Here is a 23633-nt window from a genome sequence, read left to right on the forward strand (position 1 = left end):
GCTCAGTTCGGCCCACGCAGCTTCTTCGCGGTCTTCACCGCAGTAAGCGCATTGAGACGGCCGAAACCGTACTTGGCGCTGTGCCCGTCCGCGCCGTACCCGCCGTTCTGCGCATCGATCATGTCGCATGACTGCTTCAACAGGTCCTTGACCTCGTTCGACTCGAGATCCGGATGCACCGACAGCACCAATGCCACGACACCGGCCGCCCCGGGGCATGCACTGGAGGTACCACCGAAGCTATTGGTGAAGTTTCCGTCGGCATCGCCGTCATCGGTGGTGCCGACGTTGTACCCGGCGGCACCGCGTCGGTCGACGGTCCAGATGCCGGGCGTCAGGGCGTCGGGATGATGGAACGGCGGATGCCCGAAGTCGCTGCTCGGGAACGCACACCAGACCGCCTTGCCGAAGTCGCTGTAGACACTGCGTTTTCCGGTGTCGTTGCAGGCCGCGACGGCGATCACCTTCGGGAAACTCGCGTAGCCGTCATTGTCGACGGACTCGTTGCCATTGCCCGCGGCGAACAGCACGACGCAGCCCTTGCCATTGCGACCGCTGGTCACCGCATGCTCGATCGCCAAGCGTGTGCTGGCCGGTAGCGGCACCACCTGATTGTGCGCCGGGTCGTTCGGTCGGAACCAGACGCCGTCGGCGGGGCCCCAACTGCAGGAGATGACGTCGGCGCCGTGGTCGGCCGCCCACACGAAGGCGCGCGCCTCCGCCTGGGAGCCGAGTTGGGAGGCGAGCCGAATCGGCATCAGCCGGGCATCGGGGGCCACACCGGAGGCGCCGAGCGTGCCGTTGGCGCAGGCGACACCCGCGCATGCGGTGCCGTGATTATCGCCGTCTCGGGGTCCGGTCCCGTTCGAATCGCGCGGGCGCGGATTGCTGGTCTGCAAGGTCGCGTCGCGCGGAGCGACCACCTTGCCCGCACCGGCGAATTCCGGGTGGTCGATATCGACACCGTCGTCGATGAGCGCGACGGTCACGCCATTGCCCCGCGTAATCGCATGGGCCGCTTCCACATTCGCGTGCGCGTTCACCGCCACGCCGCCGATGGTGGTCGGCTTCAGATGCCACTGCTGCGGGAAGATCGCCTTGCGGGAGCGCCGCCGGATCAGCTCGGGGTGGCAATAGACGACATCATCACGGCTCAGCAGCCCGTTCGCGATATCGAACACCTGCTGCCCGGTCCCCTCGGCCGCGCTAGTGAAATACGCGTTGGTCGCGTAGGTCACGGTTTCCTTGATCCGCAGACCCGCCTCGTCGAGCACCCTGCGACACTGCTCGGGCTTCGCGTCGTCGGTGAACTTCACGAAGATGTTCTCGGTGTACAGCACCGGCTCTTCGCTCACCGGATCCACGAGCACATGACCGGCGAAACGCACCTCCGGCGCGGCGGCCAGCACCGACTTGCGCGCGGCGACCGACCGCGAATCGGGCGGCACCCGATAGACCTGCACGCCGGCCTCGGGATAGGACACCACCAGTGCCGCGTCATCGAGTTCACCGCTCAGCGGTGTGCGGACCGACCCGATGGAGCGGGGAATCGGGCGCTTGTTCTGGGTTCGAACCGCGATCAGATCCGGACTTTGTTGCAATTCGAAACCGGGATCGTTTTTGGTCCCGAAGTTTGCGGTAGGCATGACGACTCCTTACTGTGACCACCCGAACACCACCGTGAAAATAGCGCTGACCAGCGATGATGTATCGAGTACCGACTACTCGAAAATGACTGGACCCGACTACGGCATATCAGCGGGTCCGGATTTGCACTCGGGTGATGCCCTCAGCGTTTACGGGTGCCGAAGATGCTGCGGCTGATCTCGCGCCCCGCGGCGGTGGCGGCCGAACGCAGGAAGCTCTTCACCGCCGGATTCCGCATGATGCGCTCGGCCGCCGACTCCTCCTCTTCCGGGGCGCGGCCGGGCGCCGGAGCCGGCTCGGTCTCCTGCTGTGCCGCAGCGACTTTCGCGGCCAGGATCTCGTAGGCCGATTCGCGGTCGATGGTCTGGCCGTATTTCGCGGACAGCGCGCTGGACAGCGCTCGCGATTTGATCTGGTCATCGCCGATGGTGTTCATCAGTGAGCGCGGCGGCGCAATCCTGGTCCAGGCCACGGGAGTCGGGGCGCCGCGCTCCGAGAGCACCGTCACGATCGCCTCACCGGTGCCCAGCGAGGTGAGCGCCTTCTCCAGGTCGTAGACCCCGGTCTTCGGGTAGGTGCGCACCGTCTTGGACAGCGCCTTCTGATCGTCCGGGGTGAAGGCGCGCAGTGCGTGCTGAATGCGCGCGCCCAATTGGGAGAGCACCGGATTCGGGATATCGGTGGGCAGTTGGGAGCAGAAGAATACGCCCACGCCCTTGGACCGGATCAGCTTGACCGTCTGCTCCACCTGCTCCAGGAATGCCTTCGAGGCATCCGCGAACAATAGGTGCGCCTCATCGAAAATGAAAACCAGCTTGGGCTTCTCGATGTCGCCGACCTCGGGCAGGGTCTGGAACAGATCGGCGAGCACCCACATCAGGAAGGTGGAGAACATCACCGGCCGGGCCGCCTGGGCGCCGAGTTCGAACAGTGTGATCACACCCTGGCCGCCCGCGGTACGCAGCAGATCCGCCGGATCCAGTTCCGGCTCGCCGAAGAACGTATCGCCGCCGTCGGCTTCCAGATTCACCAGCGCGCGAAGGATGACACCCGCGGTCGCCGCCGAAACCCCGCCGATGCCCTCGAGATCTTCCTTGCCCTCCGGACTCGTGAGATGGGTGATGACCGCACGCAGATCCTTCAGATCCAGCAGGCCGAGCCCCGCCTTATCGGCCCAGTGGAAGATCAGCCCGAGCGTGGATTCCTGAGTCTCGTTGAGGCCGAGCACCTTACTGAGCAATACCGGCCCGAATGCGGTGATGGTCGCACGAATCGGCACCCCGACTCCACCGGTGCCCAGCGAGACGAATTCGGTCGGAAATCCGGCCGGCGTCCAGTCCGCCGCACCGGTTTCGGCCGCCCTGGCGCTGAGCTCGTCGTTCGACTGACCCGGCTGCGCGAGCCCCGACAGATCGCCCTTGATATCGGCGAGCACCACCGGCACACCGGTCCGCGAGAGCTGTTCGGCGATGCCCTGCAACGTCTTCGTCTTACCGGTACCGGTCGCACCGGCGACCAGGCCGTGCCGGTTCATGGTGCGCATCGGAATCCGCACGCGCGCAGTCGAATCGACGGCACCGTCGACGACAATGGTGCCCAGCTCCAGCGCGACTCCGTCGAACGCGTACCCGGCGGCGATCTGCTGGGCCACGGATTGCTCTGCGGCCCTGGTGGTTTCGTCCGCGGCCGCCTTCGCGGTTTCGGCCGCCGCGGCACTGGCGGCCGCGGTCTCGGCCGTCGCGGCGGCCCTCGACTGTGCGGCACCGGCCTGCGCCACCGCATGGGCCGCATTCGGCTCGGCGGTCGCGGCCGCCGCCTCCTGTTCCGCCAACTCGAGCTCGGCGGCTTCGGCAGCCGCAGCCGCCTCCGCCGCGACGCGCGCGGCGTCCTCGGCTGCCTTCCTGGCCGCGGCCGCCCTCTCCCGAGGGGTCGGCGCACCCGTCTCCCGACCACCGCCCCCGATCGAATCGCTCCGCGACCCTGTATTCATCGCGCGTCCTCCGTCTCGTCTGACTCCGCACCGCTTCCGCAGTGTTAGCTGTCGTGCCGAAAACGCCTACGCCGATCTCCCGCAAACTCTATCGCCGCCCCTGTGGTCGAGCAGGACCAACCCGCTGGTGACGGGCACTTCTTACGCAGACAGCACCGGCACAACTGCCGGTTTCGGGCGAAGCGAGAGCGAGCATTCGCCGATGCCGAAGGCAGCACCGATAAACACAGCTAAGGTTGCTCGGGTGTCCGATAAATACGTGGTGTGGATGGATTGCGAGATGACCGGCCTGCGCTTGGACAGCGACAAGCTGATCGAGGTGGCCGCGCTCGTGACCGACAGCGACCTCAATATTCTCGGTGAGGGCGTGGATATCGTCATCCACGCCGATGACGAGGCATTGGCCGCCATGCCGCAGGTGGTCGCCGATATGCATGCGCGCTCCGGCCTCACCGATGAGGTGCGCCGCTCCACCGTCACCCTCGCCGACGCCGAGAAGCAGGTACTCGAATACATCCGCGAATATGCCCCGACCGCGGGCACGGTCCCGCTGGCGGGCAATTCGATCGCAACCGACCGTGGCTTCATCGCCCGCGATATGCCCGCGCTCGATTCGCATCTGCACTACCGGATGATCGATGTGAGTTCGATCAAGGAGCTGTGCCGCCGCTGGTACCCGCGCATCTACTTCGGCCAGCCGGAGAAGGGGCTCACCCACCGCGCCCTCACCGATATCAAGGAATCCATCCGCGAGCTGGAGTATTACCGACGCACCGCCTTCGTCCCCACCCCCGGTCCGTCGACGGCCGAGATCGCCGCCATCGCGAACGAACTGAGCGGTACCGCGAAGGGCGCCGACGCGGCCGCACAAAACGGCACGTCAGAAACCGATTAGGGACTCGAGGGGTTGACACGCTAATATCGACCGCGCTGGTGATTCACCGGCGATGGTGAGTGTAGTTCAGTTGGTAGAGCACCAGGTTGTGATCCTGGCTGTCGCGGGTTCGAGTCCCGTCACTCACCCCTCTATGAAGGTGCGAACCGAATCCCGAGGGAGTCGGTTCGCACCTTCTTCATTTCCGCAGGTAGAACGGCAGTACCGCCCGGTTCGTAGAGCGGGACGTGAGCTTCCCCGAACGAGGCGTGCGGACCCGTCGGAACAAACCGCAGCCCGCTTCCCATCCCATCGGACTCCGCAGCCGAAGTAGATTTGCGCTGGAACACAGCTCGGCGTGACAGCAGAGGTGGCAATGAAGAAAGGGCACGCCAGCAGGGTGATTTGCCGGACGCGCTGAACCGCTTGTGGTGCGCCCGATTCGTCGCGGCGTGGTCTATGCGCCTTCGTCCAAGAGGGCGCGCAGTGCTCGCACCTGCCCGCGCTCGCAGCGCTCGAGGAGTTCGACTGACCGCGGTCGCGACCACCAACCAGGCCAGCGCGGACCGGGCAGCCATCGCCCACGGCGCCCGGCACGCCTTCGCCGACGCGGGCGAACTCATCGCGCACCCTGAGGTCGACTTGGTCGTCGTGTCGGTGAAGGCATCCGGGCATGCCGCCGTGATCAGGGCAGCGCTCGACGCCGGCAAGCACGTCGTGTCCGAGTGGCCGCTGGGCGTCGACGCCGACGAAGCGGGTGAGCTGACCGAGACCGCCACCGCCGCCGGCGTCGTGCACGCGGTCGTCCTCCGGGGCCACCACTCCCCGAGCGCCCGCTTCGTCGCGGACCTCCTGGCCGACGGTCGGATCGGCACGCTCGAATCGGTCGCGTTGGTGGCGGAGGGCGCCCCCTGGGGAGGCAGTCGAATATGGCCGAACCTGGTATTCGGCCTCGATCCTTCGGAGGGAACCACCATCCTGACCATCATGGCCGGTCACTTCCTGGCCGCACTCGAACGTGTCGCGGGCCCACTGACCGACGTCTCCGCACGGCTGCCCCGCACGCACGACCGCGTACTCGTCGCCGGGACGGAGCAGACGGTGCCCAACGCCACGCCCAGCCACGTGCTGCTGCACGGACTGCTGGCCGGCGGCGCCACTGCCTCCGTCACCGTGCACGGCGGCAACGGTCCCGCCCGGGACGGGTTCGTCCTCGAGCTCGTCGGCAGCAACGCGACGTTGACTGCCACCCCGGCCCAGCCTGGGACATTCATCCACTGGGGCGACTGGGACATCCGGATCGGCGATGAAGCCCTGGCTGTGCCCGACACTTATCGCACCGTTCCCGCCGGCGTCCGATCCGGCCCACCGGCCAATATCGCAGCCCTCTACCAGGAGGTCGCCCAGGCCATCGCCCAAGCCCGGCAACCGCATCCCAGCTTCGAGACCGCCTTGCGTCACCACCGGCTCCTCGCCGCCATCGAACAGTCCGCGGCCGATGGAATTGTCCGGAGCATCTGACGTCATGGCCGGGCTTGACACCCGAAACACCGGGCAGAATCCAAGACAGGACGATTACCTTCGCGCCCAACGTTCCCCCGGAACCCCTGGCATTCCGCGGTCAGCTCGCCGCGTCTGCGCGCCAGCGGCCGACCACTCCTTCGCCGCCCCAAACCAAAACCCTTGGCACCGAACCCAATCGATGAACATGTGCCCACGAGCCGACGCGGAAGTGTTGTTCACCAGCCGATTCGGGGTGCGGACGGCACTTGTCGGTGCCGTCACTTATCTTGGGCGCATCGTGATCGACCGGGAGGGAGAACGATGGCCTCGAATCCGAGTGCCACGCCGGATGAACCGGCATGGGAGAAGGCTTCTGTCGTGCGGGTTTTGCCCGCTGTCGCACCGCGCAAACTGAACAAGGTGCCGTTCGTGGAGCTGGCCGACGGACGCCTCCAGGGCGTGGTGTCGAGTGGGTCCGATATTTCACGCGTGTACGTGGCGTCGGTGACCGCGGGGACGCATGGGCTGAGTTGTAGCACCAATAACAACCGGCCGTGCGGCGGGTTGAACCAGGGGTGGGTCTGCAAGCATCTGGACGCACTCATCGAAGAAGCGGTGCTCCAGTACGGGCAGGACCGGGTGGCGCGGTTCCTGCGTGTCGAGGTCTCCGAGGGCACCCGACTCGCGAACTGCCTCAATGGAACTCGCGACCCGGCTCCGGCCGCCGCGGTGTTCAGCCGGTTCCTGCGGCATCTGACCTACCTCGAACTGCCGGGTAGCGCGACGCCGATCCCGGAACTGCACTGGTTCCCGGCGGGGGTGGGTCGCTGATGCAGGCTGTACAACTGGCCGCGCTGGCGGATGCGCCCGACGGCGTCGCGGCGGCCCTGGACGCGGTGAGCGGCTTCGATACCGCGCTGGTCAACGGCTTCGCCCGAGTCTCCGAACCGCAGAGCGCGGCACTGGCGGCGCTGGCCGGAGCCGTGGCGGGTTCGCCACTGGCCGAGGCGGTTACGGCGGCGGTGTCGAGGGTGAGCACCGGGGCGATCGGCACGGGCGAGCTGTCAGCGCTGGCCGCCGCCCGTGCCGCCCTGCTGGGCGCGGTGCACGACGCACTGGTCGACCAAGCCGATACGGCCATGGGCCGCAATCGATCCGAGTGGACCACCACACCGGATACCGCCACCCCGAGCCCACTCGCAGCGGGTTCCCGCGCCTGGCTGGGCGAACTGGCCATCGCCGGATGGCGCGGCGTGGACCACGACCTGGTGGCGGCCGCGGATCACACCGTAGAGTCGCTACTGGCCGAACCCACGCTGCGACGGCTGGCGATGCTGCTGGACGGCTTCACCGCCGAACTGAGCGCATCCGCGCCGATCGCCACCATGGACCGGGTGCCCGCGCGACGCTGGGCCGATCTCTGGACGCGCGCCCTGCTGCTGTCCTGGCGCGGCGCGGAATCCGCTACGAGCGAGCCGGTTTCGGGTCGCCTGCTGCCGCTGGGCGTGGACCTGTACGAACACGGGACCGCGGTGCAGGCACAGGTGCACGGCGTGCTGGAGGTCGCGGGCACACCGGCCCGCCGGGTGTTGGTGTCGGTGGCGGCGGCCAAGGTGGACACCATTGTGGGACCCGCGGTTTGGCAGTTGCTGGGCGCGCATCGGCAATTGCTCACCGCGCTGGCGGAGCAGCGCGCGCTGGAGCTCACCGAGATGCCGCTGACGGCGACCGGTGACCTGCTGTGGAATGACGATCAGGCCAAGGCCGGGGATGCCGCCGATCCGTTCGTCACCGCCACCGTGCAGCTGCCGCAGGCTCAGGCCCCGGCCGTCGCGCCGCTGAATCGCGATCCGGTGCACATCGCCGAACCGGTTCTGCTCGAGGGGTATCGGTTCCGCGACGGTGCGCTGGAGTTGGGTGAGCAGCGGATTCGGGTGGAACTGGACGCGCTGCCGTCCGCCGGTCCGCTCACTCCGGCCGGGGTGACCGGCTCCAGCACCATGATCGGATTGCTGCGCTGGGATGCCAGTGGCTGGTCGGTGCGACCGCTGGCCGTGCGGCGCAAGGTCAAGAGCGCACTCACCGCCTTCCACAACGGTGATTGGGCGCTCGGCCCGACCGATCCGAAAGTCGCCAAGGCACAGGCCAAGTCGGGCGATGCCGTGGCGGTGTTGCGTGAACGCGCGGGACGGTTGCTGCGCAATTGACTACAACATCGCGAAGCGATTCCATGGGAGGTGGCGGTCGGGTGACGGGTGGGCCGAATCATGAGACGCGACGTCAGATCCTGTACTGGCGTCTACTTGCCGGCGTCTTCAATGCGGATCAGCAACCGACGCTGGACCAGGCGAGCGCGGGAATCGTCGACGATCTGGGGTTACCGCTGGCCATGCTCGATCCGGGCATGTCCATCGACAATGTGGTGCAACGCTATCCGGAGATGACGGCGGAGTTCGAAAGCCTCGACTTCTCCGAAACAGTTGACTCCACAGCCCAGACCGTGGACTCCGCAGCCGAGGACGCCGGGCACGAGGCGGAAGCCGCTTCCCCCCGGCCCGTCGGTGCGGCCGATGTCCGCACCGCCGCACTGGTTTCCAAGCTGCTGCTGAACGTCTTCGCCACCGGCTCCGGTCAGGTCAGCGCCACCCAGCTGGCGGGCTGGCAGTCCGATGCCACTTGGCTGCGCCGCTGCCTGGGTGAGGAGCAGGCCGGCGCCGTGCAAGGAGTGCTCACCGGTCTGGAAGGCGAACTGGTGTCCCGCATGCGGCTGCGCGAAGTGCTGGCCGATCCGCACCTGGCCGCCCAGCTCACCCCGAGCATGTCGCTCATCGAACAACTGTTGCGCGACAAACACAATCTGTCCGGCGTGGCCCTGGCCAATGCCAAACGCCTCATCCGCCGCTACATCGACGAGGTCGCCGAGGTCCTGCGCACCCAGGTGCAGCAGACCAGCGTCGGCACCGTCGACCGCTCGGTCCCGCCCAAGCGCATCCTCCGCAACCTGGACGTGGACCGGACCATCTGGAAGAACCTGCCCAACTGGAACCCTCAGGACGAGCGCCTCTACGTCGACCGGCTCTACTACCGCCAGACCGCCAAGCGCACCGTTCCCGCCCGCATGATCGTGGTGGTGGACCAGTCCGGTTCCATGGTCGACTCCATGGTGAACTGCACCATTCTGGCGTCGATCTTCGCGGGCCTGCCCAAGGTCGATGTTCATCTCATCGCCTACGACACCCGCGCCCTGGATCTCACCCCGTGGGTGCACGACCCGTTCGAGGTGCTGTTGCGCACCAATCTCGGCGGCGGCAACGACGGCCCGGTCGCCATGGCCATGGCCCAGCCCAAGATAGCCGACCCGAAAAACACTGTGCTGGTGTGGATTTCAGACTTCTACGAGTTCGACCGCTCCCAGCCGCTGTTCGAGGCCATGGAGGCGGTGCACCGCAGCGGCGTGAAGCTCATCCCGGTCGGCTCGGTGAACAGCTCCGGCCACCAGAGCGTCAACCCGTGGTTCCGTGAACGGTTCAAAAACCTTGGCACCCCGGTGATTTCCGGACGCATCCAGAAGCTCGTGCACGAACTCAAGAACTTTCTCGACTAGGAGACCAGCCATCATGAACGACGTTTTGCGCGCCCCCGCCGAGGTCAAGTACGCCGAGGAACTGAATTGGCTGGAATCCATCGACGACGGCCCCAAGCCGTTCGCGTGGCGGCTGAGCCCGAAGATGGTGCGGCTGTTCATTCTCGGCTCCGAACGCGCCGACGGACTGGACCGCGAGGTGGAGCAGAAGTGGTTCGGCGACCGCAGCTTCGTCGAGCGCAGCATTGTCACCCTGGCCTCGGACCGGGGTCTGCTGCTCATCGGTGATCCGGGTACCGGCAAGAGCTGGCTGGCCGAGCTGCTGGCCGCGGCCATCAGCCGCAATTCCACACTGGTGGTGCAGGGCACCGCCGGCACCACCGAGGACCACATCAAGTACTCGTGGAACATCTCGATGGTCATCGCCAAGGGGCAGTCGAGGGAGTCGATGATCCCGTCCCCGATCATGACCGCCATGGAGCAGGGCGTGATCGGCCGCTTCGAGGAGCTCACCCGCTCCACCAGCGACGTGCAGGACGCGCTGATCTCCATCCTGTCGGAGAAGTACGTCTCCATCCCGGAGCTCGATGACGACAATGTGGTATTCGCGCAGCCGGGCTTCTCCATCATCGCCACCGCCAACAGCCGCGACCGGGGTGTGAACGACCTCTCCTCGGCGCTCAAGCGGCGCTTCAACTTCGTGCGCATTCCGGTGGTGTCCAACAAGAAGAGCGAGGCGGAGATCGTGCGTTTCCGCACCGCGGAACTGCTGCGCCGCCATTCCCTCGAACTGGAACTGCCACCCACGTTGCTGGACATCCTGCTGGAGAGCTTCGCCGATCTGCGCGCCGCCGCGGCCGCCGCCACCAGCGACGACGACAAGCTGGAGTCGGCGCTGTCCACCGCCGAGCAGATCGGTGTGCTCGAGGACGCCATCCTGCACAGCCAGTTCTTCGGTGCGAAGGAATTGCGCGCCGAGACCCTCGCCGGTTCGCTGGTCGGGTCCCTGGCCCGGCGCACGCCCGAGGACCTGGCCATTCTCAACAAGTACCTGCACGGCGTGGTCGAGCCGCGCACCAAGGACAAGAACGGCAATGCCGCCTGGGGTGAATTCCTGGAAGGCGGCCGGGCGGCGATCGCGAGGCTGTCGTGATCGTCTCCGATACCCGGTCCACGCCGAATACCTTTGCCGCGCTGCGGGATCAGTTGGCGGACGCCGCCGTCGCGTTCGCCGGAATGCCGGGGGCGGCGGGCGACATCCTGACAGGCATGGTCGACGATGTCGACCGGGCGCTGTCGGAGCGGCTGGAGATCTTCCCGGTCTGTCACCACTCACCCGCCTCCGGTCTGGCCATGGTGCGGCGGCTGCGCGAAAAGCAGCCGAGCGTCATCTACCTGGAACTGTGCGAAGACATGCGGCCGCTGCTGGACGAACTGCGCAACTGCCGGTTGCCGGTCGCCTTGCAGGCCTTCGCCACCGATATCGAGGGTTTCCCGGCGGAATGGGCACCGCTGTCGGTGGTCGCGCCGATCACCGAATCGTCGGCCGAGTACCAGGCCATCGCCTATGCGCTCGATACGCCGGGTGTCGAACTCGTGCTGGTGGATCGGTCCACCGATCACGTCTTCCAGTGGGCTCCCAAAGAGGCGGAATCGGAAACCTCCGCTGACGGCGAGCAGCCCGAGGACGAGGGCCTGCACGGAGCTGCGGTCGGCATCGAAATCGGTGATCTGCGACCGCGTTTCGCCGAACTGGAAGAACACCTGCTGCACCACGGCAAGGTCCGGCACTGGTCGGAATGGTGGGACCAGTACGTGGAGCAACCCCTCGTGGACGCCGATTACGATACCTACCGCCAGGTCATGGTGATGATCGGCAGCCTGTTCCGGCGGCTGCGGCGCGGCAGCACCGTCGAGGACGAGGACCGCGAGCGGTACATGTGGACCCGCATGCGGGAACATTTGGCCGCCAACGACATCGATCCGGCACAGGTGTTGTATGTGTGCGGCGCGGCCCATGCCGCCAGCCCGGTCGAACAGTTCGGGCTGGAGTCGGACGCGGCGTTCGAGATCTCGTCGCGCTCGGCCACCAAGTGGCACTACGGGCTGATCCCGTCCAGCCATTCCGCCATCGAGGCGCAGTTCGGGCTGGCCGGCGGCGCGGTGTCGATCGCGGCGGCCACCTGGGCGAAGGGATTGCGGCGCGGCAGATTGCAGTCCTTCCAGCTGGAGGGCCAGCAGGGAACGAAGAAACGCGCCAAGAAACCGCCGCTGCTGGCGGCGCGAGCAGAAGCCGAGGTGACGGACCAGCTTTCGGGATTTCTGTCCCGGCCACCGGTGCTGGACCCACTCGATGAGGCCGAACTTCTGGAATGGTCGGTGGATATCGTCCGGCTGGCCCGGCGCAACGGCTACCTGGCCAGCACGGCCGACGCTATCGCCATCTTCGAGACCTCGATCCTGCTGGCGGGCTTGCGCAATCGCGCCCGTCCGACGCCGTACGACTTCCAGGACGCGGCCGTCACCTGCCTCGAGAAGGACCGGGTGCCGGGGCGGCGCGATGTGCGGCGGCTGTGCGAAATCCTGCTCGGCGGCGACCGCATCGGCCAGGTCGGATACGCGGCGCTGCCACCGCTGGCCCGCGATGTGCTCGACCGGCTGGAACCACTGGGGCTGGATCTGTCCAAGCGGACACTGCAACGCGCACTGCTGGACCTGAAGGCGAATCCGGACCTGCGACCATGCTCGGATCTGCTGTGGCTGCTGCGCAGGTTGCTGCCACAGGACGCGCTGCGGCCCATCATGGGCTCACGCGGACTGGGTGAGACCTCGATCCAGGAGAGCTGGGATATCGGGCTCGGCAAATACCAGCGCTCGCTGGTGGAACTCGGCTACGAGGGCGTGTCGGTGGAGCAGGTGCTGGAGCAGCGCCTGCGGCGGGCGGTCGCCGCACCGGACGTGACAGCGGCGGTGGCGCTGGGCGCGGTCGAGGACGCGCTGGTGTATCTGGGATCGGTCCGGCTCGCCGACGAGCTGGGCAATCGGGCGGTCGAACTCCTCGCCGCCGAGCGAACAGTCGACGACGCGCCCGTCGTGCTTCGGCGTATCCGGGTGCTGCTCAACTACTTCCGCTCCACCGAGGCCGGCCTGCCGGCGTGGTGCGAACGGTTCGTGACGGCCGGGTACGCGCACTACTGCACCCTGCTGCCCACCGCCTTCGCCGCCGAGGAGACCGGACCGGCGCAGGTGGCGGCCATGCTGGGCTTCCTGTTCGGGATGGAGAACCTGGCGCTGTCGCTGGGGTGCGATCACACCCAGCTGGAACTGGCGGTGCTGCAATCGCACCCGGAGGCGCCAGCCAAGGTGGCCCTGCTGTGGGCGGCGCGGTTCCAGCTCGGCCTGCTGACCATGGTCGAGCTACGCGAGCGGTGCGACGGGATGCTGGCCAATCCCCTGGTACTGCCGACGGTTCCGCAGTACGTGAGCGGTTTCGTGCAGGCCATCGACCCGGCTCCGGCATTGAAACCCTTTGTAGTGGAACTATTGTCGAAGGCCTTCGGTACGCTGCCGGACACGGTGCTGCTGCCGTGGCTGCCGAAGCTCATCACCACCCTGAAGGATCAGGCGGGTGACCTGATCCCGGGACTGGTCCGCGAAGCGGGCCGCACTTTCCCCAGCGCACTGCCCGCCGTGGACGCCTTCGTACCGCCCTGGTCGATCGAACTCACCACGGCCGCAACGCCGGTGGCGGCGACACCGCGCGGGCCGGTCACCGAACTATTGGCCGCCCACCCCGCCGCCTGCGACGCGCTCGCCGGACTGCTCGGCGTCGAGGGCGGCTGGCAGGAGGCCGGACCGGCCGGAAACCGCGAGGTAACCGGTTTGCTCGACCGGTTCCCCGCAACCGCCGCCGCACTGGCGGTGCAGCTCGGAATGTCAGCCGCACGGAGCTGACGCGGGCCCGGCTGGTTCGTCCGAATGGGCGGCCGGGTGACCGCCGAACTGGCCCGGCCAAATCACATGCCCCAGCCCCGTTTCAGCGAAAACGTGGGGTCGGTTCGAACAGAACAGGTCAGGCCCGGTGCTCCACCGGGGCCTGACCTGCATATCTACGTGGGCCTAATGCGGTGTTACTCGAACCAGGGCCCCCTTACTGCCACGCCAGCAACCGTCCGGCAGAGAGTAGTGGCTGACCTCGGCAAATCCGGAGGGACGGGCAAGGGCAGTGCGTGCCCGGTCGGCCGGGGCGGACGTCGTGCGAGCGTCAGCGATTACGTCATCCGACTCTCGCGGCGCGTGCTCGGCGGCTCCTAGCCTCGCGACCATGACGACCACCTTCAAGCTCGGCGAGCTCACCGTTGGACGAATCGGATACGGCACAATGCGCTTGGGCACACAAGAACCCGGCTTCGACGCGTCGGTGATCCACGTCTGGCGAGCGCCCGCCGACCGGCAGGCATCGCTCGCGATCCTGCGCCGTGCGATCGAGTCGGGGGTGAACCTCATCGACACCGCCGATGCCTACGCGCTCGGCGAGACCGAGGAACTGATTGCCGAGGCCCTGGCCCCGTACCGCGACGATATCGTCATTGCGACCAAAGTCGGTGCCGTGCACCCGACTCCGACGGAATGGACACCGCTGGGGCACCCGGCTTATCTGCGCCAGCAGGCCGAACTGTGTTTGCGCCGGTTGAAGCTGGACCACATCGACCTGCTGCAACTGCACCGCATCGACCCGGCCTTTCCGCTCGCGGACCAGATCGGCGCGCTCAGCCGGCTCGTCTCCGAGGGCAAGGCCCGCCATATCGGCCTGTCGGAGGTCAGCGTCGACCAGATTCGCGCGGCCGCGGAGATCACTCCGATCGCCAGCGTGCAAAACCTCTACAACCTCACCCACCGTGACGCCGAGAACGTCGTGGAATATACAGCCGCGCAAGGTATTGCATTCCTCCCGTGGTTTCCCGTCGCGGCGGGCGCGCATGCCGGGGCCACCGGCGCGCTGGCAGACATCGCCGCCGAACTCGCCGTGACCCCGGTCCAGGCATCGCTGGCGTGGCTGCTGCACCGGTCACCGACGATTCTGCCCATCCCGGGCACCACCTCCCCGGCCCATCTCGACCAGAACATCGCCGCGGCGTGCATCCAGCTGTCCGACAACCAGTTCGAGCGACTCTCGGCCATCGCGCCGCCCACGAAGTACGCAGCGGCACCACAGTCGACGGCATCGGCCGACTGACCCTCACGGCGAGGTGATGGGCGGGGCAACCCCTTGCACACGGTGACTACGTCATGGTCGGCGTCAGTTGACAGATGTGGCGTCAGGGCCGCGCATCCCACAGTGGAATCCGCACAAGCTGCTTCACCGTTCCTGGAAAGGACAACGACATGGTCGACATTCGACGCCCCCGTACGCGGCGCGCTGCCCGGGCGATCACGGCGACCACGGCCGCAGTGGCCGCCGGTAGCCTCGCCGTCGCGTGCACCGCGAGCACCACCCACGCCGGGCCGAGCGAGGACGCGCCGAAGCCGACCATTGTCCTGGTACACGGCGCGTTCGCCGACGGATCGAGCTGGAACGACGTCATCGACAAGCTCGGCAAGGATCGGTATCCCGTTGTCGCGGCGGCGAACCCGCTGCGCGGCCCCGCCGCCGACGCCACCACCGTCCGGGGGTTGATCAGCCATATCAACGGTCCCGTCATCCTGGTCGGGCACTCCTACGGCGGATCGGTCATCAGCACCGCCGCGGCGGGGAGTGATCAGGTGAAGGCGCTGGTGTACGTGGCGGCGTTCCTGCCCGCCCCCGGCGAAACCGCGCTCGAGCTGACCGGCAAGTTCCCGGGATCCACCCTGCCCGCCACGCTGGACCCGGTCGCGTACACCAATACCGACGGCAGCCCCGGCACCGATCTGTACATCCAGCAGGGCAAGTTCCACGACCAGTTCGCCGCCGACGTCCCCGCCGACCGTGCCGCCTTGGCGGCCGCCGCCCAACGCCCGATCGCCCAGGCCGCACTCGAGGAGAAGGCCACCGTCGCCGCCTGGACCGATAAACCCAGCTGGGATGTGGTCACCACCCAGGACTTCAATATCCCGGTCGCGGCGCAGCGGTTCATGGCCGAGCGGGCACACGCACAGGTCACCGAAGTCGCCGCATCGCACTCGGTCGCCGTCTCGCACCCGGATCTGGTCGCCGATGTGATCGAGCAGGCCGCCCGGAACACCGCCGCCCACTGACCATCGCGAAAGACACTCGAGGAGAACACGAATCATGGATCTGAAACTGGAAGTCATCGTCGTGCCCGTCGCCGATGTCGATCGCGCCAAAGCCTTCTACACCGAGCGCCTCGGATTCCGTCTCGACGCCGATTTCCCGGTGGACAACGGCTATCGCGTCGTGCAGGTGACGCCGCCCGGCTCGGAATGCTCGATCATCTTCGGCGCCGGAGTCACCCCGGCAGCGCCCGGAACACTGCACGGGCTGCACCTGATCGTCACCGATATCGAGAAAACCGTCGCGGAATTGACCGAGCGCGGGATCGCTGTCGACGGACCGTTCCGCGACGCCACCGGCGTCTTCCACCACGCTGGAACCGAAAGCCGTGTGCCGGGCGCGGATCCGCAGCATCGCAGCTACGGTTCGTTCGCCGCTTTCACCGATCCCGACGGCAACGGCTGGTTCCTGCAGGAAGTCACCCAGCGCGCGCCCGGCCGCTGACCGCCCATCGAAGGTGAACTCATGTCCGACAAGGAAATTCGCACCTACGATGTCGTGGTCATCGGAGCCGGGCCGGTCGGTGAGAATGTCGCCGACCGTACCCGCGCCGCTGGGTTGAGCACGGTGATCGTCGAATCCGAACTGGTCGGCGGCGAATGCTCGTACTGGGCTTGCGAGCCCAGCAAGGCCCTGCTGCGCCCGGCCCTGCTCTACCGCGAGGCCACCCGCTTCCCCGGCGTCGCCGCCGCGGTCACCGGACGACTCGACGCGGCCGCGGTGCTGAAACACCGCGACCGTATGGCGGCCGACTGGAACGACCGGGACCAGGTCGACTGGCTCGCCTCCATCGAGGTCGACCTCATCCGCGGTCACGGCCGCCTCGACGGACCCAGGCAGGTGAAGGTCCACACGCCCGAGGGTGACACTGTGCGGCTCACCGCCCGGCACGCGGTGGCCGTGTGCACCGGTACCTCCGCGGCCCTGCCGCCGCTACCGGGCCTGGATGCCGTGCGGCCGTGGACAAGTCGCGAAGCCACCAGCGCCCGGGAAGTACCCGGCCGGCTCGCGATTCTCGGGGCCGGGGTGGTCGCCACCGAAATGGCCGCCGCCTGGCAGGCGCTGGGCGCGCGCGTCACGCTCATCGCCCGCGAGCCTCGGCTGTTGGGCCGCGTGGAAGCCTTCGCCGCGGACCTGGTCGCCGAACGCCTCCGGGAAGCCGGTGTCCAGCTGCGCTTCGGTACCACCATCACCGCCGCCGAACGCGCGGGCGGACCCGACGACAGCATCCACCTCACCCTTGCCGACGGCACCCGGCTGGTCGCCGACGAGCTGTTGCTCGCGACCGGACGCACACCTCGTACCGAGGGCATCGGCCTCGACACGATCGGCCTGACATCCGGCCAATGGCTCAGCACCGACGATTCGTTCACCGTGACCGGGGTCGAAGGTGAATGGCTGTACGCGGTCGGGGACGTGAATCACCGTGCGCTGCTTACCCATCAGGGCAAATATCAGGCCCGTATCGCCGGGTCCGTCATCGCCGCCCGGGCACGCGGACTGGCACTGGACACCGGCCGTTGGGGCCGCCACGCCGGGACCGCCGACCTCGAGGCGGTGCCGCAGGTCGTGGTCACCGATCCGGAGATCGCAGCGGTCGGCCTCACCACCGAGGACGCCGCCCACGCCGGGCGGGACGTGGATGTAGTCGACTACGACATCGGCCGCGTCGCCGGCGCGATCCAACACGATCCCGGCTATCGAGGACGGGCCCGCGTCCTGATCGACCCGCAGCGCCAGGTGATCATCGGCGCCACCTTCGCCGGACCAGGCGTCGCCGAACTACTGCACTCGGCCACTATCGCCATCACCGCAGAAGTCCCACTCGACCGGCTCTGGCACGCGGTCCCGTCGTTCCCCACCATCAGCGAAATCTGGCTGCGCCTGCTGGAAACCTATCGCGACCAACAGAATTCGCATATCTCCGAGGACAATAGATGATTACCTACGACCGGCTCTACATCGGCGGTTCGTGGATCGAACCCAGCGAACCGGCACTGCTGGAGATTCTCTCTCCGCACGACCGATCGCTCATCGGCCGAGCGGCGCAGGCGCAACCCGCCGATGTGGACCGCGCGGTGGCGGCGGCGCACGCCGCATTTGAAAGCCGGGTGTGGCGCGACACCCCAACCACCGAGCGAATCGCATCGCTGCGACGGTTCAACACGCTGCGCGAGGCAGAGTCCGACCGGATCGCCGAGCTCATCACCGCCGAAAACGGTTCCGCCGCATGGTTCACCAAGGCCGGCCAGGCCGGTCTCACCCGGCAGGCGAATGCCTACCTCGCGGCGGCGGAGCGATTCGACTGGGAGCGCACGCTCACCCCGTCGGACCCGGATGCGCGGCTGCGCACCGTGGTGCGGCGCGAACCGGTCGGCGTGGTGGCCGCGGTGATCCCGTGGAATTCCCCCTTCTCGTCCGCGACATCGAAGATCCTGCCCGCCCTGCTCGCCGGAAATTCGGTGGTGCTCAAGGTATCTCCGGAGAACTCACTGAGCATGGGCCTGCTCGCCGAGCTGGTGAGCCGGATCGGCCTACCGGAAGGGGTGATCAGCGTGCTGCCGGCCGAACGGGAAACGAGTGAGTACCTGATCTCGCATCCCCAGGTGGACAAGATCGCGTTCACCGGTTCGACCGGGGCCGGTCGCCGGATCGCCTCCATCGCGGGCGCGCAGCTCAAACGGGCGAGCCTCGAACTGGGCGGCAAATCGGCGGCGGTGATCCTGCCCGACGCCGACCTGACCGCGGTGATGAATGGACTGAAGTTCGGCTCGCTGTTGAACAATGGCGAATCCTGTATTACCCAGACGCGGATTCTCGCCCCACGCTCGCGCTACGAGGAGGTGGTCGCAGCGCTGGCGGCACTGGTCGAGTCCTTGCCGGTCGGTGATCCGCGCGATCCGGAAACCTTCATCGGACCAATGGTCCGTGGTGATCAGCAACAGCGAGTCCGCGACTACATCGAGGTCGGTATCGGTGAAGGCGCACGCCTGGTCTGCGGCGGCCCGCAGGTTCCGGCCGGCTTGCGGGACGGCTTCTATGTCACACCAACGGTTTTCGCCGACGTGACGCCGACGATGCGCATCGCGCGCGAGGAAATCTTCGGCCCGGTCCTGGTCGTCATCGCCTACGAGGACGCCGACGACGCGGTCCGCATCGCCAACGACTCCGACTACGGGCTCTCCGGCGGCGTGTGGTCGGCAGATGAAGCCGCGGCGCTGGCCGTCGCCCGCCGAATCCGGACCGGCACGGTCACCATCAACGGTGCGCCGGTCGGATTCGACGGCCCCTTCGGCGGATTCAAAGCCAGCGGGATCGGCCGAGAATACGGCACCGTGGGCCTGGGCCAGTACACCGAATACCAGACCATCACTGTCTGACACCGCTGGAGGTGTTCACGCGCTGATCGAGGAAGTCGACAGAATCTAGCCGCCCGGTCGAAGGGCGGCGCTTCCACTGCGACCTCGAGCGCGAAAGTCCGTGCGGCCCAGGAGACGCTGGACGCCGCAGCGGCTCGCGTCCGGCAAGTCGAGCACATTCACCTCGACCTGCCCGACCCCGATGTGCCGAGCAGTCGCCGCATCGCGGAACTCGGCGATGCTGATCGGAGCGTCGTCATCCAGGGCCCGGAACATGTCGCCCTGATCGGCCCCAACGGTGCGGGCAAGTCGACGCTGATCGAGAATCTGCTCCCCGGTCGCCATCCGACGCGGCACCTGCTCACCGGCCGGGTGGGATATCTTCCACACCAATCGCGCCTCGCGCTGGGCGGCGGTATGGGTTTTCTCGTCGCTCACAGGTGATCGGCGTCGATTATCGCCTGTGCGAACGGGTGCGGCGCTTCCTGCGGGACGTTGTGCCCGATGCCGTCCAAGATGCGGTGTTCGTACTTCCCGGTGAACTTGTCGCGGTAGCCTTTTCCGGCCTTGGCAGCGCCGTCGAAGTCGCTGCTGATCGTGATGGCGGGCACGGAGATGGCCGGTCCGGTCGCGAGTTGCTGTTCGTAGCCGTCGTATTGCGGTTCGCCCGGCGCTAGGCTCAGCCGCCAGCGGTAGTTGGAGATGACGATGTCGACGTGGTCGGGGTTGTCGAAGGCGGTGGCGCTGCGGTCGTAGGTGGCGTCGTCGAAATTCCACGCCGGGGAGGCGCGACGCCAGATGAGCTCGTTGAAATCGTGTCGGTTGCGGGTGTATCCGAGGCGGCCGCGGTCGGTGGCGAAGTAGTACTGGTACCACCAGCCGAGTTCGGCTTCGGGCGACAATGGCTGCTGCTGTGCCGCCTGCTGGGTGATGATGTATCCGCTCACGGCGACCATCGCCTTGACGCGTTGCGGCCACAGCGCGGCGATGATGTCGACCGTGCGTGCGCCCCAGTCGAATCCGCCCAGCACGGCCTTGTCGATGCCCAGGGCATCCATGAAATCGACGATGTCGCGTGCGATCGCCGACTGCTGCCCGTTGCGGACGGTCTCCGGAGACCGGAAGGTGGTCGAACCGTAGCCGCGCAGGAACGGGACGAGGACCCGGTATCCGGCGGCGGCCAGCAGCGGACCGACATCGGCATAACTGTAGGCGTCGTAGGGCCAGCCGTGCAGCAGGATCACCGGTTGACCTGTGCTGGGCCCGAATTCGGCGTAGCCGACGTTGAGGACACCGGCGTTGATCTGCTTGATCGGGCCGAGCGTGGTGTTGGCTCCGGATCCAGAGCGCAGGTCCGCATCGGCCGCTGTGGTGGCGGGTGCGGTGGTGTGGTCCGAGGTGCACGCGGTCAGTGACGCCGCAGCCAGGCCCGCCGCGAGCACCCCACCGAAAAATCTTCTACTGATGTCCATGCTGTTGACGCTAGAAAGGGCGCTGGTGCCGCCGCGAGCGTCGGATGACGTAATCGGTGTCGATCGGTCGCGTTGGGGGCCGGTCGATCAACCGGCCGTCTCGTTCGCGGCGGGCAGCAGCGCCGCAAGGTCGCCGCGTGAACTGATCCCCAGTTTGGGGAAGATGCGGTGCAAATGGGTGCTCACGGTCCGGTGTGACAGGTACAGCCGTTGCCCGATCTCCCGGTTGGTCAGTCCCTGTGCCGCCAGCTGCGCGATGCTCAATTCGTGCGGGGTGAGCTGTTCGCGGGCGTCCGGGTCGCGATTCGGGCTCGATTCGCCGGCGCTGCGCAGTTCCAGGCGGGCCCGTTCACTCCACGCAGCGAAGCCGAGGGCGTCGAAAATCTCTCGGGCCGTGCGCAAATGGGTGCGGGATTCGACGACCCGGCGCTGTCGCCGCAGCCACTCGCCATAGGCCAGGTGCAGGCGGCCGCGTTCGGCGGGCCAGCCGGTGAGATCCGCCTTCAGCGCGGTGGCGAACAGGTCCGCGGCTGCATCACCGGCGAGAACCGCTCGGGCGTACCGCATTCCGATGTGCAGGGCCGGTGATGGCGTGGACGCCGCCACCGGTTCCAGTCCGCGCAGCAGTTCCGCCACGGCGTCGGTCTGCCCGGCGCGGACCGCGGCCTCGGCGAGTTCGGTGAGGAAACACGCGCGCAACGCCGGCGAATGCGACGGGTCGCGCGGATCGTGGATGCGGGCCAGATCGGTGAAAGCGTCATCGAATCGGCCCTCACCGAGCGCGATGAGCCCACGGGTGAGCTGCACGGTGGCCAGCACGGGGCGCGCGCCGGCGGCCAGTCCGGTCCGTTCAGCGTCGGCCGTGAGTGCCGCAGCCTGTGTGTAATCGCCACGCAGAGCCGCGATTTCGGCCTGTACCGCGGTGACGGACGCATGCATGAAGGGCTGCCCGGTCTCCAGGGCGAAGGCCGCGGCCTCGGCCGCGATAGGCGCGGCGGCGGCGAGGTCACCGAGCCGGGCCAGGCTCCAGGCCTGGATCGCGAGTGCCCGGGTCAACAGCCCCAGCTGCCCGGCGGAACGGAATCCGGGTGCGGCCGCACCAGCGAAGTGTGCCGCGAGGTCGAAAGCGCCGACCTGATATGCCGCGCTGCTGAGAAAGTGATCGACCTCCGTATCGCGGCCCGTGGTCGCGGCCAGTGCACGCAGGTGGCCGAGGACCTGTTCTCCGCGCTCGAACGGGGCCACGATCGAGTCGATCGCGAGCTTGCGCGGATCACCGTCGGGAATGCCGAAGGTGTCGGCGACCGCGAGCACCGCGCGCCGGGTATCGGGTCCGGGTTCGGACCAGAAGCACCGCGCAGCCGCGCCCCACAGGATCCGCAGCGCGGCATCCGGAAACCCGTCGGTGGCGACGGAGGCCGCGAGCAGGGCCAGTTCGCCGATGCGCGAGGGGCTTTCGCGCATTCCGTCCTCGAACCCGCTGAGCAGCCAGGTCGCGGTGGCCTCCTGCTCGGTCGTGAGGGGGAGCGTGCGCGCGGCGTCGACCAGCCGTTCGGTCGTGTCGCGGCGACCGGACTCGACGGCCAGTTCGGCCGCGCGCAGCAGGCGATCCGCGCGTCGGCCGGGTGTGGCGCTGAGCGCCGCGGCACGTTCCAGCGCTGCGATGGCTCCGCCGTGGTGCCGGGACCGTTCGGCGGCATCTTCGAGGGCACCGGCCACCTCCTCGTCGGCACCGGCCGTTCCCGCCGCACGATGCCACACCTGGCGATCCGGAGCCTCGGAGAGCAGGTCGGCGAGCGCCAAGTGAGCGCGGCGGCGCTCCTCGGCCGTCGCCGCCGCCGCGATGGCCGAGCGAACCAGCGGATGTCGGAAAGTCACAGTGCCGGAACCGATATCGATCAACCGGGCTGCCACGGCCGGCGCGAGAATCTCGGTCCCCGCCTCTGATCCCAGGAGAATCCCTGCGGCAGTCAGTGTTTCGGTGATCGAATCGCTGTCGTCGAGTGCCGCGACGAGCAAGGCCCACCGGGTGCGCTCGGGCAGCGCGGCGCCGCGCGCCGAGAAGGCTCGTTCGAGGCGTTCGGTCAACGGCAGCGTCGGCGGCGGTTCGGCGAGATCCGCTACGGCCGTTGGCAGTTCGGTCAGTGCCAGCGGGTTGCCGTGCGCCTCGGCGAGTACCCGGAGGCGGACCGGGGCGGGTAGTTCCGGTGCGGTGCTGTCGAGCAGCGCGCTCGCGTCGTCGTCCGGCAGCGGACTCAGCCGCATGGCGGTCAGTCCGGCATCGCGCAGCGATGAATTCGTGCCGCCGCGCACCGTGGCGAGCACGGCAACGGGTTCGGAGTCGATACGGCGCGCGACAAAGGCGAGTACCTCGGCGCTGGCGGGATCGAACCAGTGCACGTCCTCGGCGACAATCAGCAGCGGCCGCTCGGCCGCCGTGTCGGCCACCAGGGTCAGGGCGGCGAGCCCCACCAGATGCGGGCTCGGCTCGGCGGTGGTATCCGACATGCCCAGGGCGTTTGACAGTGCCTCGAATTGGCGCGCCGGTAGGGCGTCGAACTCGCGGCGCAGCGGGTACAGCAGCCGCTGCAGTCCGGCGTAGGCGAACCCGTGTTCGGCGTCGATGCCGGCGGTCCGCAGCACCCGCACCCCCGCGACAGCCGCAGCGGCGACGGTCTCCTCGACCAGCGCAGACTTGCCGATGCCTGGTTCGCCCTCGATCAGGATGCCGCTGAGGTCGCCGGGGCCGTCCACGAGGGCGGACAGGTCTTTGAGCTCGTTGTCGCGTCCGAACAGCGGCATGGTGCGGTATCTCTCCTCCGACCCCGAGAGCGTACGCGGGCCTGTCGCGACGATACCGAACAGCGAATACGTCAACTCAGCGTCATCTGACAGATTCGGCGCCCTGCCCGCGGCGGCGAAGGTGTTTCC

The 23633-nt window shown here is 67.7% G+C and carries 17 protein-coding genes and 1 tRNA gene; 14 read left to right on the plus strand and 4 right to left on the minus strand.

Annotated elements, in window-relative coordinates:
• Window positions 1–2: 2 nt before the first annotated feature.
• Window positions 3–1646, minus strand: a complete 1644-nt coding sequence (locus tag ACQP2D_RS35335) for a S8 family peptidase (protein ID WP_433680268.1) — start codon at window positions 1644–1646, stop codon at window positions 3–5.
• Window positions 1647–1789: 143 nt separating this feature from the next.
• Window positions 1790–3637: a helicase HerA-like domain-containing protein gene (locus tag ACQP2D_RS35340; RefSeq protein ID WP_433680269.1), complete on the minus strand. Its 1848-nt coding sequence runs from the start codon at window positions 3635–3637 to the stop codon at window positions 1790–1792.
• A 244-nt stretch (window positions 3638–3881) separates the two neighbouring features.
• On the opposite strand from ACQP2D_RS35340, the gene orn reads away from it, so the two are divergent.
• The 14 genes from orn (at window position 3882) to ACQP2D_RS35410 (ending at window position 19674) form a co-directional block, all read left to right on the plus strand.
• Complete coding sequence (gene orn, locus ACQP2D_RS35345; RefSeq protein ID WP_433680270.1) at window positions 3882–4532, plus strand: oligoribonuclease; 651 nt, start codon at window positions 3882–3884, stop codon at window positions 4530–4532.
• A gap of 55 nt (window positions 4533–4587) precedes the next feature.
• A tRNA-His gene (locus tag ACQP2D_RS35350) sits at window positions 4588–4660 on the plus strand.
• A gap of 337 nt (window positions 4661–4997) precedes the next feature.
• Window positions 4998–6032 carry a Gfo/Idh/MocA family protein gene (locus ACQP2D_RS35355; protein WP_433680271.1) on the plus strand — a complete coding sequence of 345 codons (1035 nt, stop codon included), beginning with the start codon at window positions 4998–5000 and terminating at the stop codon, window positions 6030–6032.
• 303 nt (window positions 6033–6335) lie between these two features.
• Window positions 6336–6845, plus strand: coding sequence for a hypothetical protein (locus ACQP2D_RS35360; RefSeq protein ID WP_433680272.1), 510 nt, complete (start codon window positions 6336–6338; stop codon window positions 6843–6845).
• Window positions 6845–8221, plus strand: a complete 1377-nt coding sequence (locus ACQP2D_RS35365) for a hypothetical protein (RefSeq protein WP_433680273.1) — start codon at window positions 6845–6847, stop codon at window positions 8219–8221. Before ACQP2D_RS35360 ends, ACQP2D_RS35365 begins: the two co-directional genes overlap by 1 nt.
• Before the next feature lie 41 nt (window positions 8222–8262).
• The gene (locus ACQP2D_RS35370; protein WP_433680274.1) at window positions 8263–9618 is read left to right on the plus strand and encodes a vWA domain-containing protein; all 1356 of its coding nucleotides are present in this window, start codon (window positions 8263–8265) and stop codon (window positions 9616–9618) included.
• Window positions 9619–9631: 13 nt separating this feature from the next.
• Window positions 9632–10750: an ATP-binding protein gene (locus tag ACQP2D_RS35375; protein ID WP_433680275.1), complete on the plus strand. Its 1119-nt coding sequence runs from the start codon at window positions 9632–9634 to the stop codon at window positions 10748–10750.
• Complete coding sequence (locus ACQP2D_RS35380) at window positions 10747–13551, plus strand: DUF5682 family protein (RefSeq protein ID WP_433680276.1); 2805 nt, start codon at window positions 10747–10749, stop codon at window positions 13549–13551. Before ACQP2D_RS35375 ends, ACQP2D_RS35380 begins: the two co-directional genes overlap by 4 nt.
• A gap of 370 nt (window positions 13552–13921) precedes the next feature.
• On the plus strand, window positions 13922–14833 hold the full coding sequence (locus ACQP2D_RS35385) for an aldo/keto reductase (RefSeq protein WP_433680277.1): 912 nt from the start codon (window positions 13922–13924) through the stop codon (window positions 14831–14833).
• 149 nt (window positions 14834–14982) lie between these two features.
• Window positions 14983–15834, plus strand: coding sequence for an alpha/beta fold hydrolase (locus ACQP2D_RS35390; protein WP_433680278.1), 852 nt, complete (start codon window positions 14983–14985; stop codon window positions 15832–15834).
• A gap of 34 nt (window positions 15835–15868) precedes the next feature.
• The gene (locus ACQP2D_RS35395) at window positions 15869–16315 is read left to right on the plus strand and encodes a VOC family protein (protein WP_433680279.1); all 447 of its coding nucleotides are present in this window, start codon (window positions 15869–15871) and stop codon (window positions 16313–16315) included.
• Between the two features lie 21 nt (window positions 16316–16336).
• Entirely contained in the window at window positions 16337–17812 is a 1476-nt protein-coding gene (locus ACQP2D_RS35400) for a dihydrolipoyl dehydrogenase family protein (protein ID WP_433680280.1), read from the plus strand.
• Complete coding sequence (locus tag ACQP2D_RS35405; protein WP_433680281.1) at window positions 17809–19251, plus strand: aldehyde dehydrogenase; 1443 nt, start codon at window positions 17809–17811, stop codon at window positions 19249–19251. Before ACQP2D_RS35400 ends, ACQP2D_RS35405 begins: the two co-directional genes overlap by 4 nt.
• Window positions 19252–19434: 183 nt before the next feature.
• A complete protein-coding gene (locus tag ACQP2D_RS35410) occupies window positions 19435–19674 on the plus strand; it encodes an ATP-binding cassette domain-containing protein (protein ID WP_433680282.1) in 240 nt (79 codons plus the stop codon).
• Here the strand turns inward: ACQP2D_RS35410 and ACQP2D_RS35415 are convergent.
• Both ACQP2D_RS35415 and ACQP2D_RS35420 read right to left on the minus strand, forming a co-directional pair.
• Window positions 19665–20702, minus strand: coding sequence for an alpha/beta fold hydrolase (locus tag ACQP2D_RS35415; protein ID WP_433680283.1), 1038 nt, complete (start codon window positions 20700–20702; stop codon window positions 19665–19667). The genes ACQP2D_RS35410 and ACQP2D_RS35415 overlap by 10 nt on opposite strands.
• Window positions 20703–20789: 87 nt before the next feature.
• Window positions 20790–23504, minus strand: coding sequence for an AAA family ATPase (locus ACQP2D_RS35420; protein ID WP_433680284.1), 2715 nt, complete (start codon window positions 23502–23504; stop codon window positions 20790–20792).
• Between the last annotated feature and the right edge of the window lie 129 nt (window positions 23505–23633).

The sequence above is a fragment of the Nocardia sp. CA-119907 genome (genome assembly GCF_050955995.1).
In the GTDB taxonomy this organism is placed as follows: domain Bacteria; phylum Actinomycetota; class Actinomycetes; order Mycobacteriales; family Mycobacteriaceae; genus Nocardia.

What these genes read in the sequence shown, in the direction of transcription:
- ACQP2D_RS35335 (WP_433680268.1), bottom strand. Translation starts at nt 1,646, where the DNA reads ATGCCTACCGCAAACTTCGGGACCAAAAACGATCCCGGTTTCGAATTG.
- ACQP2D_RS35340 (WP_433680269.1), bottom strand. Translation starts at nt 3,637, where the DNA reads ATGAATACAGGGTCGCGGAGCGATTCGATCGGGGGCGGTGGTCGGGAG.
- ACQP2D_RS35360 (WP_433680272.1), top strand. Translation starts at nt 6,336, where the DNA reads ATGGCCTCGAATCCGAGTGCCACGCCGGATGAACCGGCATGGGAGAAG.
- ACQP2D_RS35365 (WP_433680273.1), top strand. Translation starts at nt 6,845, where the DNA reads ATGCAGGCTGTACAACTGGCCGCGCTGGCGGATGCGCCCGACGGCGTC.
- ACQP2D_RS35375 (WP_433680275.1), top strand. Translation starts at nt 9,632, where the DNA reads ATGAACGACGTTTTGCGCGCCCCCGCCGAGGTCAAGTACGCCGAGGAA.
- ACQP2D_RS35385 (WP_433680277.1), top strand. Translation starts at nt 13,922, where the DNA reads ATGACGACCACCTTCAAGCTCGGCGAGCTCACCGTTGGACGAATCGGA.
- ACQP2D_RS35390 (WP_433680278.1), top strand. Translation starts at nt 14,983, where the DNA reads ATGGTCGACATTCGACGCCCCCGTACGCGGCGCGCTGCCCGGGCGATC.
- ACQP2D_RS35395 (WP_433680279.1), top strand. Translation starts at nt 15,869, where the DNA reads ATGGATCTGAAACTGGAAGTCATCGTCGTGCCCGTCGCCGATGTCGAT.
- ACQP2D_RS35400 (WP_433680280.1), top strand. Translation starts at nt 16,337, where the DNA reads ATGTCCGACAAGGAAATTCGCACCTACGATGTCGTGGTCATCGGAGCC.
- ACQP2D_RS35405 (WP_433680281.1), top strand. Translation starts at nt 17,809, where the DNA reads ATGATTACCTACGACCGGCTCTACATCGGCGGTTCGTGGATCGAACCC.
- ACQP2D_RS35415 (WP_433680283.1), bottom strand. Translation starts at nt 20,702, where the DNA reads ATGGACATCAGTAGAAGATTTTTCGGTGGGGTGCTCGCGGCGGGCCTG.
- ACQP2D_RS35420 (WP_433680284.1), bottom strand. Translation starts at nt 23,504, where the DNA reads ATGCCGCTGTTCGGACGCGACAACGAGCTCAAAGACCTGTCCGCCCTC.